Raw genomic sequence first — 13,079 nt, forward strand, 5'->3', positions numbered from 1 at the left:
AAACCAACCAACTTATAAAACCAAAACAATTGAATGTTATGGAAACAGCATTAGTGAATGCAGACAACTTAACCGGTCAGCAGGATTTCTTACCTCTCAATGGTACCGACTATGTAGAGTTTTACGTAGGCAATGCCAAACAGGCGGCACATTATTACAAAACTGCTTTTGGCTTTCAGCCGGTGGCTTATGCCGGTCCTGAAACCGGGGTGAAAGACAGGGTATCTTATGTACTGGTGCAGAATAAGCTGCGCTTTGTGCTTACCACTTCCCTGTTCCCTGATACGGAAATAGCCCGTCACGTAGCCAAACACGGAGATGGCGTGAAAGTGCTGGCACTATGGGTAGACGATGCCCGCTCCGCTTACGAAGAAACTGTAAAGCGCGGCGCTACGCCTTACCTGGAGCCTGTGGCGGAAAAAGATGAATCCGGTGAGGTAGTACGCAGTGGTATTCACACCTATGGCGATACAGTGCACCTGTTTATAGAGCGAAAGAACTACAAAGGATTATTCATGCCAGGCTATAAGGAATGGAAAACAAATTACCGGCCAACTGAAACCGGCCTGTTATATGTAGACCATTGTGTGGGCAACGTGGGCTGGAACGAGATGAATACCTGGGTAGAATTTTACGAACGGGTAATGGGTTTCAGAAACCTGATCTCTTTCGACGACAGTGATATTTCCACGGAGTATTCTGCCCTGATGAGTAAAGTGATGAGTAACGGTAACGGCCGTGTGAAATTCCCGATCAATGAGCCGGCAGAAGGTAAGAAAAAGTCGCAGATCGAAGAATACCTCGACTTCTACGGCGGACCGGGCGTACAACATGTGGCCATTGCCACCAATGATATTGTGCACACGGTGACAGAGCTGCAGAACAGGGGCGTAGAGTTCCTTACCGTACCGCCGGTATACTATGAAACGCTGCTGGACCGTGTAGGCAAGATCGATGAAGACATAGCGCCGTTGCAAAAGTTAGGCATACTGGTAGACCGGGATGATGAGGGATATTTGCTGCAGATCTTCACCAAGCCTATCCAGGACCGGCCTACTGTCTTCTTTGAAATTATTCAGCGTAAGGGCGCGCAGTCTTTTGGTAAGGGCAATTTCAAGGCGTTGTTTGAATCTATTGAAAGAGAACAGGCGCTGCGGGGGAATTTGTAACTCTCCTTTGTCGCCTTCTGCGGATTTTGTCTGACTCAGGATTATGATGATTTCAATGATTTTTCTGAGTTTTTCTTTTGGATTTTTACGGGGAGATATGAGTAAGATCTTTTCGCTTATATCTCCCTTGAGCTTAAAAGCTGTGAATAGGGTACTGATATTTTGATTTGACCACCTTTTGATTTTAGAATGAGAGGGAGATAGAAGCGGGATCGCTTATATCTCCCTTTCTGTTTTTAGAAACGTTGTGTATGTTAATATCTGCATTTTGATCTTACAATTACAATAAGAGAAGCGGTATCACCTCTCCCGGTTCTTTAAAAATCCAAAAGAAAAACTCAGAAAAATCATTGAAATCATCATAATCCTGAGTCAGACAAAATCCGCAGAAGGCGGCCAAAACATATATGCGAATGTTAACAATATGTAAATGATTTGTTATTTAAAACCATTCTTTTAAAAAGCGCGTATATATTGCATCTTTTGCCATATTAGCCACACTTTATTGATTTTTATATAGTATATTTATATTTAATATTTATAACCTATGCTCACAACTTCCATAGCCCGGGGGGCTATCTATGCCACTTTGGTGACATCGTTCACCATCCTTACTGCTTTCCGTAGCGAGGGCAACCATTCAGCACTCCGTAACGGGGGCGATCAGCAAACATACCTGCATAAGGTGATATCCCCGGCCGGGCAAACCCTGCTGGAATACAACGCAGATAAGTCTATCCGCAGGATTATACAGCTGCATAAGTCGGAAAATGGTACCTACAGCGACATACAGCTGCCGGTATATGAAAATGGCCGCCTGGTAAAGTGCCTGTCGGCTGCCGATGAAAAAGCCGTAACAGGCGATCCTTACCTGTCGTTTGAGTATAACAACGACAAGGTGTCGAAGATCAGCTACTTCCGGGATAATGCCATGTATGCCTATGATTCCCTGGCATATGACGAAGGCGGTAAAATAGCCCGGCGTTACCAGTTTGGCCGTAATGCCGCCAAAGCTGCCTGGGAAAACAGCGGATACCTGCAGTACACATGGAACCAGGACGGTGACGTAGAAAGAATGGATACCTATGGCAGGCAGCCGGGGTATAGCAAGTTCGTGTATACGTCTTCTGTCAGCTACACCTACGACCGTAAACAAAACCCCCAGCAACAACACCCTGAGCTGGCCATTTTAATGGAAGCAGGCGCCGGCGGCCTCTCAGCTCACAATGTGCTTACAGAAAACATCAGCAGTCCCAATACTTCCAGGGTGGTTACCAATACCTATACCTACGCCTATAGCGGGAAATACCCTGTGCGCGCCACTTTCAGCTCCGGTATGGATGAGGCAACCGTAAAACTGGAATGGATAAAGCTACAGTAAAGCAATAAACGCTTAACTTTACAATATTAAAATCAGAGTTCCGTTTTTATGAGGATGCAAACGCTGTTCGGTGTATTGTTCCTGCTGGGTGGGATTTTCCAGGCCTTTACGGCTATATTGATCTACCAGGGGCATACACACTATATATTGAAGGTAGCCAACAGGAAAGTGAGTATGATAATATATTTTATTATTGCCCTGTTATTGTTTTATCTTGCTTATATAAACCTGGTTTAAATATTAAAATTTTGTTGAATAGTTTATGAAGCGACTTGTTGTAATCGTCCTGATGATGTTGGGTGCCGGTAAAGTTTTTGCCCAGCAATCTTTCCTCGACAACCAGAAAATGTTTCCCAAAGTAGGAGAGGCATACCGTGAAAAGGAAGAGTTGCTGAAAAAGGAGTTCGAAAAGAAAGGGCTTGTTTACCCAGCGAAGTATATGTTTGTCCGTTCCTTTAAACTGGACAGTGAAATGGAAATATGGGTGAAGAATAATCCCCAGGATACCTTCCGCTTGTTTAAGTCTTACCGGGTATGCACGCTTTCCGGTAAAATGGGGCCCAAACGCAAAGAAGGCGACCGGCAGGTACCGGAAGGCTTCTACTATATCAACGATTTTAACCCGAACAGCAATTACCACCTGTCCCTGGGCATCAATTATCCCAATTTCTCCGACCGTATCCTGAGTGATCAGAAAAACCCGGGCGGCGATATCTATATCCATGGTAACTGTATCACTGTTGGCTGTATTCCTTTAACCGATGAATTCATCGACGAGGTGTATATTTTAGCGGTGAATGCCAAGAATGCAGGACAAGATTTTATACCGGTACACGTATTCCCCGTTAAATTCGGTAACCCGGGCTCTATGAACTACCTGGGCACTTTTTCGCTGACCGACAGTTCTTCCAAACAATTCTGGGCGGAACTGAGAACAGCTTATGATTATTTCGAAAAACACCACCGTTTACCGGTAGTACTGGTAGACGATAAAGGAAAATACATCCTGTAACAGCCGTTATGCTGTACAGGCCGATGGGTAGATGGAAGTCGCAGAACTGGCTTACATCTACCCATCTTTTTTTATTCCCTGTTATTTTCAGCGCCGGCTGATATTTCATCCTTCTTTATTTGGTTTTTAGAAGAATTTTTTCCAACTTGTTCGTAGGTCAAATCAATTTACTATTTATGCACAGAAGAGACGCAATAAGGAATGTGGCTATTTTGTTGGGTACCGCCATTTCCGCTTCCACGTTATCAGCCCTGGAAAGCTGTACAGGATCCGCTCCTAAGAATTACGATCTGCAAAAGCCGGAAACCAAAGCTTTGCTGGCGGAGATAGCGGAAACCATCATACCCAAAACCAGTACTCCTGGCGCGAAGGATGCCAAAGTAGAAGACTTTATCATTGTTATGATGAACGATTGCTACAAGAAGGAAGACCAGCAGATATTCCTGGATGGATTGTCAAAAATTGATGAGGCAAGTAAGAAGCAATTCAAAAAAGGCTTCATGGATATTACCCCCGAGCAGCGCACAGAGCTCCTCACAGGGATCGAAAAAGAGCGCGTAGACTACAACAAGCGCAAAGACAAAAAAGAAGGAGATCCAACTCACTACTTCCAGTACCTGAAAGAATTAACCCTGCTGGGGTATTTCACCTCCGAACCAGGCGCCACCAAAGCGTTGCGTTATGTTCCGGTTCCGGGTAAATACGAAGGCTGCACTCCTTATACCAAGGGAGAAAAGGCCTGGGCAGTGTAATCTTCTTCTTACTTTTTAAATCCTCATTAAAATGAACCTGAATATAAAAGCGCAGGCAGAAAACACCTATGATGCCATTGTTATCGGCTCTGGCGTGAGTGGTGGATGGGCTGCCAAAGAACTGACAGAAAAAGGCTTAAAAGTACTGATGCTGGATCGTGGCAAGCCGCTGGAACACGTGAAAGACTATGAAACAGCTACCAAAGATCCATGGGAATTTAAACACCGTGGCCGTATTACGGTAGACCAGCGGGAAACACATCCTAAACTGAGCCGCGACTATCCATACAGTGAGCACAACGAAAAATACTGGATCAACGATTCCGAAAGTCCATATAATGAAGTAAAACGTTTCGACTGGTACCGCCCGGATATCGTGGGTGGTAAATCCATTATGTGGGGCCGGCAGTCGTACCGCCTGAGCGATATTGATTTTGAAGCCAACCTGAAAGACGGTATTGCGGTTGACTGGCCTATCCGTTATAAAGACATTGCTCCCTGGTATGACTATGTTGAGAAATTTGCCGGTATCAGCGGTACCCGTGAAGGGCTACCTCAACTGCCGGATGGCCAGTTTATGCCAGCCATGGAAATGAACTGCGTGGAAAAAGATGTAAAGGCTGCCGTTGAAGGAAAATTCAAAGGCCGTATCATCACCATGGGACGCGTGGCCAACATCACGCAACCGCTTCCCGGCCGTGAGAAATGCCAGTACCGTAATCTCTGCAGCCGCGGATGCCCGTTTGGCGCTTACTTCAGCACCCAATCATCTACATTGCCTGCCGCGATGGCCACCGGTAACCTTACACTGCGCCCTGACTCCATTGTAAATTCTGTTATTTATGATGAGAAACAGGGAAAAGCCACCGGTGTAAAGGTGATCGACAAGCACAGCAAAGAAATGGTGGAATACTACGCGAAAATCATCTTCATCAATGGTTCTACCCTGGGCTCCACCTTTGTAATGATGAACTCCACTTCATCCCGCTTCCCCAACGGATTGGGTAACGACAGCGGCGTACTGGGAAAATACCTGATGGATCACCATTTCCGTACAGGCGCTTCCGGTACTGCAGAAGGATACGAGGATAAATACTATTTCGGCCGCCGCGCCAACGGCATCTACGTTCCCCGCTACCGTAACATCGGCAGTGATAAACGCGATTACATCCGCGGATTCGGTTACCAGGGTGGCGCCAGCCGCAGCGGCTGGAGTCGCGGTATCGCTGAAATGGGTGTGGGTAAAGACTTTAAAGAAATGCTCACCGAACCAGGTCAGTGGAGCATTGGTTTGGGCGGTTTCGGAGAATGCCTGCCATACGAAGCTAACCAGGTAACCCTGGATACTTCTGTGAAAGATGCATGGGGCCAGCCGGTGCTGAAATTTGATGCAGAGTTCAAGGAGAACGAAAAGAAAATGCGCGTAGATATGATGAACGATGCTGCAGAAATGCTGGAAGCAGCCGGTATTAAAAACGTGAAAACATACGACAACGGATCCTATCCGGGTATGGCCATTCACGAAATGGGTACTGCACGTATGGGCCGCGATCCTAAAACGTCCGTGCTCAATGGCTTTAACCAGATGCACGCTGTGAAGAATGTATTCGTAACAGATGGCGCCTGCATGACCTCTGCCTCCTGCGTAAACCCTTCTCTCACTTATATGGCCTTAACTGCACGCGCAGTAGATTATGCCGTAAAAGAGTTAAAGAAAGGCAATATTTAAAGAAACAATAAGTACGTAGCGGTCAGGGATAGCTTTTGAAAAGCTGATCCCTGGCCGCTTTTAGCTTCAATACACAACAACATGAATCTTAATATCAGGGCAGAGAAGGAAAACACTTATGACGCCATCGTGGTAGGTTCCGGCATCAGCGGTGGATGGGCCGCCAAAGAGCTGAGCGAAAAAGGACTGAAAACGTTGGTGTTGGAAAGAGGGCGTAATATAGAGCATGTCAAGGACTACACTACCGCTATGAAAGCTCCCTGGGAGTTTCCACATCATCTTCATACTTCCAACGAAATGAGGGAAAATCATCCCATCCAGAGCCGCTGCTACGCTTTTGATGAAGCTACACAACAGTACTGGGTAAATGATAATGAAAATCCCTACAATGAAATAAAACCTTTCAACTGGCTGCGTGGCTACCATGTAGGTGGCCGCTCCCTCATGTGGGGCCGCCAGGTATACCGCTGGAGCGACCTGGATTTTGAAGCCAATGCAAAAGATGGCCATGGTGTTGACTGGCCCATCCGCTATAAAGATATTGCTCCCTGGTACAAATATGTGGAAGAATATATTGGCGTGAGCGGCCAGGCGGAAGGCCTGCCACAGCTGCCCGATGGCGTGTTCCTGCCACCCATGGAAATGAACTGCCTCGAAAAACATGTAGCGGCGCGTATCAAAGAAAAATACAACGACCGTATTATTACCATTGGCCGCGCTGCACATCTTACCAAAGGATTAAAAGATCGCGGCCCCTGCCAGTTCCGTAACCTGTGCGCACGCGGATGCCCGTTCACCGGCTATTTCAGCAGCAACGGCGTTACCCTGCCGGCGGCAGCCAGAACCGGCAATATGACCCTGCGCCCGGATTCCATTGTACTGGAAGTATTATATGATAAAGATAAAAGCAAAGCTACCGGCGTAAGAGTAATGGATGCACATACCCTGCAAACGGTAGAATATTATGCGGATATTATTTTCCTGAACGGATCTACATTGGGCACCAGCTGGATCATGCTCAATTCAGTATCCGACAGGTTCCCGAACGGGTTTGGCAACGACAGCGGTCAACTGGGACATAACCTCATGGATCACCATTACGGTGTAGGCGCCGGCGGCGATTATGACGGGTTTGAAGACCAATACTACAGCAGCGGCCGCAGGCCAAACGGTATCTATATTCCGCGTTTCCGCAACACCAACGCCAATACCATGCAAAAAGACTATGTGCGTGGATTTGGCTACCAGGGCGGCGCCGGAAGAGGCCGTGGCACAAGTATGGAAGGCATCGGCGTTCAGCTGAAAGAAGCCCAGGGCGAACCTGGTAAGTGGACAATGGGAATAGGCTCCTGGGGCGAGCACCTGCCGTACTTTGAGAATAAAGTAACGCTGAATAAAAATAAAAAAGACAAGTACGGGCTGCCCACGCTTGACATCGACTGTGAATTTAAAGAGAACGAGATGGCCATGCGCAAGGATATGCAGGCCAGTGCGATAGAAATGCTGGAAGCGGCAGGACTGAAAAATGTACATGGCTACGACGGCGCCCCTCCGCCGGGACATTGTATTCATGAAATGGGTACTGCACGTATGGGCCGCGATCCTAAAACATCTGTGCTCAATGGTTTCAACCAGGTACATGCCGCCAAAAATGTGTTTGTAACAGACGGCGCCTGCATGACCTCTTCTTCCTGCGTGAATCCTTCTATCACTTATATGGCGCTTACTGCGCGGGCATGTGATTATGCCGTGAAGGAACTTAAAAAAGGAAATATTTAAATAACCCAAAAGGAAACCGGCACTGATCACCGGTTTCCTTTGTTTTTTTATCAGGCAGAAAAACCTGTTCCCCTCCAAAAAAATCCACATACTTTTCCCGGGGCTCCCGGCTGAAATTTCTTTCTTCCCAAGGATTATTTTTATTAATATTGATGGACGAATTCCACCAGACGAACAATGAAAAGTAATCGACCACAGGCTGTTAATCATATCATAACCTTACGTTAACAATGGCTTATTAATTTTGTCTCCTGCATGGACAATTCTACTACTTCTATTTCACCATTCCTGTTGCGTCGCTTCCGTGAAGGCGATGAAGAAGCGCTCAGCTCCCTGCTGGAACTGCTGGGGCCAAAGGTATTGGGCTATTGCAGGAAAAAGGTGGGGATTGAGGAAGATGCAGAGGAATTATTGCTGGATATTTTCCTCAAGCTCTGGCACTTCCGCAGCAAACTGGATGAGACTGCTGATGTGCAGGTATTGCTATTCACTATTGCCAGGAATCATATCCTGAATTTTATCCGTAATAAAGTGAACCGCCGGCTGATGACCACAGACCCGGAAAATGCATTGCTGCAACCGGCAGACGGAATTTTACAGCGGCTGGATTACAATGAGCTGTACCGGCAGTACCAGGATGTGCTGGATTCGCTGGGAGATAAGCAGCGCGCAGTTTTCAGGATGAGCCGGGAAGAAGGATTGTCGCACCGCGAAATCGCCGACAAACTGGGCATCTCCGTACGTACTGTAGAATCCCACATTCATAGCAGTCTCAAAGTAATAAAGGCTGAACTGAAAGATTCCTATATCATCTTACTGATCTTGTTCTTTCTGAAATAATTTTTTTTCTTCCACTAAGTAGCCCCTCTTTTTTTAGTGTATATATAGACAGAAGTTAACTGTATATATGATAAAACGTGACGCCGGCCTGTTGCAGGAGCTGATAGATAAAGTACAACATAATACCGCCAGCCAAGAGGAGCTCCTGTTGCTTTTACAGTTACTTGAAGAGCAGGACCATCGTGTATTAATGCCGGCGGAAGAATGGCTGCAAAGTGAGTCACAGCCCTTGCCTGCCGGGTTAAAAAGTAAAGTGGTAAAAGCAGCGGTGCAAAAACGCACAACGGTGAAATACGGTTACTTCCGTCGCTGGTTGCCGTATGCCGCCATGCTGCTGCTTTTGCTTGGACTGGCATTTTTATGGCCACGCCATCAACCGGTGTATACCACCATTGCAGCAGCCGACGGCGAAATAAAACGTATAGCCCTGCCAGATAGTTCTGTGGTTGTGCTAAATGCCCGGTCCGTTATCCGTTACAGCGATGAATATGCAACAGCCTCCAGGGACATAATGCTGGAAGGGGAAGCGTTTTTTGAAATACATCCCGACAGGCAAACACCTTTTATTGTACATACCGGTAACGTACAAACGAAAGTATTGGGCACCTCGTTTAATGTGAAGCGTTATCCCGGTGAAAAACTGGTAGTAAGCGTGGCCAGCGGAAAGGTAAAAGTAATAGCGACGGCAGGGAAGGAGATGGTGCTCGGTAAAGGAAGCAAAGCCAGCTACGACAGCGCCGCCAACCAGTTTGCCAGCTTCCGGGAAGAGCCGCATAATATGAATTCATGGCAGCAGGGAATTATCAATATGAATAACCTTACGCTGGCAGAAGTAACTACTGTACTGGAAAGGTGGTACAGCGTCCGCATTATGCTGGATGCGCCGGAAACAGGGCGGCATGTGTTGTCCGGGCAACAGACCAATACATCGCTGGAATCAGTACTGGAGTCCATCTGTTTTATTTATCATTTGCAATATCATCGCCAGGGAAATATAATCCGTATCAATAAAAAGTAAACCGCTTTAATCCTGTTTAATACATACTACGCTAACAAAACCTAACGTATGATCCTAATTTTATTATCCGCTTCACGCGGCCTGCAAAAGGCCGTGAGGGTCATCCTGTGCTCATTCCTGGCGGCAGCCGTTTATATGTCGCCTTTACACGCGCAGGTGCAGGACCCGAAAACAAAAACTGTTACCATCCAGCTGAAAGATGCAACAGTGACAACCATTTTCCGTGCTGTTGAAAAACAAACCACTTTCCGTTTTCTGTACGACAAATCGCTCGAAGCTTTTGGAAAGAAGTTAACGGTAGACTACAAAAATGTAGCTGTAACAAGGTTGTTGCAGGACATAGAAAACCGTACCGGCCTGCAGTTCAGAACATCGGGCCAGAATATTTCAGTGGCTGCAAAAGAACAGCTGCCAGTTACCAACCAGTTGGCAGAAGGCCAAAGAGAGGTGACAGGTATCGTGATAGATTCCACCGGCCAGCCATTGGTAGGTGTAACTGTTGCTGTTAAAGGTACCCGCCTGGGCACAGGTACTGATGCCAACGGGAGATTTATTTTATCGGTAGATGATGATGCGGTACTGGTATTCAGTCTTATCGGGTTCCGCAAACAGGAGATCCCTGTGCATCAGCGGGAAAAAATGTACGTGGTATTGCAGGAAGCATCTTCAGCCCTGGAAGAAGTGGTAGTAGTAGGTTTTGGAGAACAGAAAAAGATCAGCCTGGTAGGAGCACAGGCTACTATTTCACCAAAGGAGCTGAAGCAGCCGGTATCCAATCTTACACAATCATTAGGCGGCCGTGTGGCCGGTATGGTATCTGTACAACGCAGCGGGGAATTAGGTTACAATGACGCCAATATTTATATCCGTGGCATCTCTACTTTTACACAGGGGTTCAGTGCTCCGCTTACCCTCGTAGACGGAGTGCCCAGGAGTATTTCCAATGTAGACCCCGAAGACATTGAAAGTTTTTCTGTGCTTAAAGACGCATCCGCTACAGCAGTGTATGGGGTACGTGGCGCCAATGGCGTTATCCTCATCACCACAAAAAGCGGTAAGCCGGGAAAGCCTGCATATAACCTGCGTTATACAGAAGGCATCACACAGTTTACCAAACTGCCTTCCTTTGCCGATGGACCTACCTATATGAAATTATCGAATGAAGCGCTGACCACACGTGGCAGCGCACCGGTATATTCCGACGAAGCCATACAGAAAACAGCCGATGGCAGCGATCCTTACCTGTATCCGAATGTTGACTGGTTTGCAGAGCTTTTTCGTAACAACGGAAAAGTGAGGAATGCAAATGCAAATATCAGCGGCGGTTCGGAAAAATCAGTGTACTATATTGGTCTTGGTTACTACGATGAGCTTGGAATGTATAAAACAGATGAGCTCACGAAATATAACTCTTCTATCTTCCTGAAGCGTTATAATGTTACCTCCAACATTACGCTGAAACCATCTTCCACCACTACCGTTAAGCTGGGAATACAGGGCTACCTGAGCAATGTGAACCTGCCTACTACCGGAGTGTCGGAAATTTTTACCGATGCATATTTTATGACGCCGGTACAGATCCCTACCCGCTACCCCGACGGTAAGGTGGCAGACATACGCTCCGGCAGTTTATCCAATCCATGGGCAAGTCTTACCCAGGGCGGCTATGCCAACCAATGGAGAAGCCAGGTATATTCCAACCTGCGGCTTACCCAGGAGCTGCCTTTTCTTACAAAAGGATTATCTGTAACCGGTATGTTTTCATTTGATGCCTATAACTATACCAGTAACCGCTATACGAAAATACCCGATACATGGCTGGCCAACGGCCGTGATGCCGATGGAAACCTTACCTACGACCAGGTGGCTATAGGCACCGAATTTCTACAGTATACAAAAAGCAACCAGGGAGAGCGCACCTTTTATTCTGAGCTTGGCCTGAACTATAACAGGAGCTTCGGCAAACACGATGTATCCGGTATGTTGCTCTACAACCGCAGTGATAAGGCCAATACTTATGCCGGCGACCTGGAAACATCTTTACCTTATCGCTTCCAGGGGCTGGCAGGGCGTTTCACCTATGGCTTCCGCAACCGGTATTTTGCAGAAGTGAACTTTGGTTATAACGGGTCGGAAAACTTTTATCCCGATAGCCGTTATGGCTTTTTCCCTTCCGCCGGTTTAGGTTGGGTCGTATCTGAAGAAAATTTCTTCTCCGGTATAAAAAATACAGTATCACTTTTCAAGATCCGCTTCTCGCACGGTATTGTAGGTAACAGCAACATAGATGGCAGAAGGTTTGCCTACCTGGCTACGGTGGCCAATACCAGCGATTATTATTTTGGTAAGAGCATCAACCAGAAATTTACCGGTAAGGAAATTGGAGAATACGCCGTGGATGTACAATGGGAAACTTCCCGCAAAACCAACCTGGGCTTTGATATAGGGCTGCTGCACGACGACCTCACTTTGCAGGTAGATCTGTTCCGGGAATACCGCAGCGGCATTTTCCTGCGCCGCAAATCCCTGCCCGGTTATATAGGTATGATCAACGCACCGTTTGGAAACGTAGGGGTGATCGATAATAAAGGGATAGATGCTTCTGTGACCTATAACCGCCGCATCGGCGCCTTCTCCCTGCAACTGCTGGGCAATTTCACCTATAACAGGAACAAAGTGGTGGAGAACGATGATCCCAGCTGGAAATACCCATGGCTTGACCGCAAAGGGCTCCGCGTAGGACAACGCTTCGGTTATATTGCGCTGGGTCTTTTTGAAAGCGACAAAGAAGTGCAGAACTCACCACGGCAGCCAGGCGATGTACGCGCCGGCGATATTAAATACAAAGACATTAACGGCGATGGTGTGATCGACTCTTACGACCAGGCGCCCATCGGCTATGGCGATGTACCTGAAATTGTATACGGCTTCGGTTTTACACTCGGGTATAAAGCGTTTGCACTCTCAGCGCTTTTCCAGGGCGCAGCCCATGTAGACGTGCTGCTGAACGGCGAAGGCACCATGCCTTTCCAGCAGGGCCTCAGCAGGGGCAACCTGTTCAGTAATATCAACGACCGATGGACAGAAGAAAATCCAAAGCAGGATGTTTTTTATCCCCGCCTGATGGCCGGTTCGCTGAACGACAACTATGCAGCCAGTACCTGGTGGATTAAGAACAGCGATTATATCCGTCTGAAAACACTGCAGCTGAGCTATAACCTGCCCGATGCCTGGATGAAACGTATCAAACTCAAATCCGCCAACATCTTCCTGCAGGGAGTTAACATCCTTACCTTCTCGCCGTTCAAACTCTGGGACGTAGAAGTAGGAAACGGAAGGGGCGCGGCCTATTCAAGTACCAAATCATATTCTGCCGGGGTTGCTGTCAACTTCTGATAA

At 47.1% G+C, this 13,079-nt stretch carries 10 protein-coding genes; all 10 read left to right on the forward strand.

Annotated elements, in window-relative coordinates; all coding sequences use genetic code 11:
* Positions 1–38 precede the first annotated feature (38 nt).
* The 10 genes from hppD to FN124_RS12685 all read left to right on the forward strand — a co-directional run bounded on the left by hppD (position 39) and on the right by FN124_RS12685 (position 13,076).
* Complete coding sequence (gene hppD, locus FN124_RS12640; protein WP_142685074.1) at positions 39–1,169, forward strand: 4-hydroxyphenylpyruvate dioxygenase; 1,131 nt, start codon at positions 39–41, stop codon at positions 1,167–1,169.
* Positions 1,170–1,716: 547 nt separating this feature from the next.
* Complete coding sequence (locus tag FN124_RS12645) at positions 1,717–2,550, forward strand: hypothetical protein (RefSeq protein ID WP_142685075.1); 834 nt, start codon at positions 1,717–1,719, stop codon at positions 2,548–2,550.
* A gap of 48 nt (positions 2,551–2,598) precedes the next feature.
* Positions 2,599–2,787 carry a hypothetical protein gene (locus FN124_RS12650; RefSeq protein ID WP_142685076.1) on the forward strand — a complete coding sequence of 63 codons (189 nt, stop codon included), beginning with the start codon at positions 2,599–2,601 and terminating at the stop codon, positions 2,785–2,787.
* 25 nt (positions 2,788–2,812) lie between these two features.
* Complete coding sequence (locus FN124_RS12655) at positions 2,813–3,562, forward strand: L,D-transpeptidase family protein (protein ID WP_142685077.1); 750 nt, start codon at positions 2,813–2,815, stop codon at positions 3,560–3,562.
* Between the two features lie 176 nt (positions 3,563–3,738).
* Positions 3,739–4,314 (forward strand): gluconate 2-dehydrogenase subunit 3 family protein, encoded by a 576-nt coding sequence (locus FN124_RS12660; protein WP_142685078.1) that lies wholly within the window; start codon positions 3,739–3,741, stop codon positions 4,312–4,314.
* Between the two features lie 31 nt (positions 4,315–4,345).
* The gene (locus FN124_RS12665; protein WP_142685079.1) at positions 4,346–6,043 is read left to right on the forward strand and encodes a GMC oxidoreductase; all 1,698 of its coding nucleotides are present in this window, start codon (positions 4,346–4,348) and stop codon (positions 6,041–6,043) included.
* Between the two features lie 81 nt (positions 6,044–6,124).
* Positions 6,125–7,822: a GMC oxidoreductase gene (locus FN124_RS12670; protein WP_142685080.1), complete on the forward strand. Its 1,698-nt coding sequence runs from the start codon at positions 6,125–6,127 to the stop codon at positions 7,820–7,822.
* 255 nt (positions 7,823–8,077) lie between these two features.
* The gene (locus FN124_RS12675) at positions 8,078–8,662 is read left to right on the forward strand and encodes an RNA polymerase sigma-70 factor (protein WP_142685081.1); all 585 of its coding nucleotides are present in this window, start codon (positions 8,078–8,080) and stop codon (positions 8,660–8,662) included.
* Between the two features lie 67 nt (positions 8,663–8,729).
* Entirely contained in the window at positions 8,730–9,680 is a 951-nt protein-coding gene (locus FN124_RS12680) for a FecR family protein (RefSeq protein ID WP_142685082.1), read from the forward strand.
* A 48-nt stretch (positions 9,681–9,728) separates the two neighbouring features.
* Entirely contained in the window at positions 9,729–13,076 is a 3,348-nt protein-coding gene (locus FN124_RS12685) for a SusC/RagA family TonB-linked outer membrane protein (RefSeq protein ID WP_221887766.1), read from the forward strand.
* The last annotated feature ends 3 nt before the right edge of the window (positions 13,077–13,079 follow it).

It is taken from the genome of Chitinophaga polysaccharea, from assembly GCF_902150045.1.
In the GTDB taxonomy this organism is placed as follows: domain Bacteria; phylum Bacteroidota; class Bacteroidia; order Chitinophagales; family Chitinophagaceae; genus Chitinophaga; species Chitinophaga polysaccharea_A.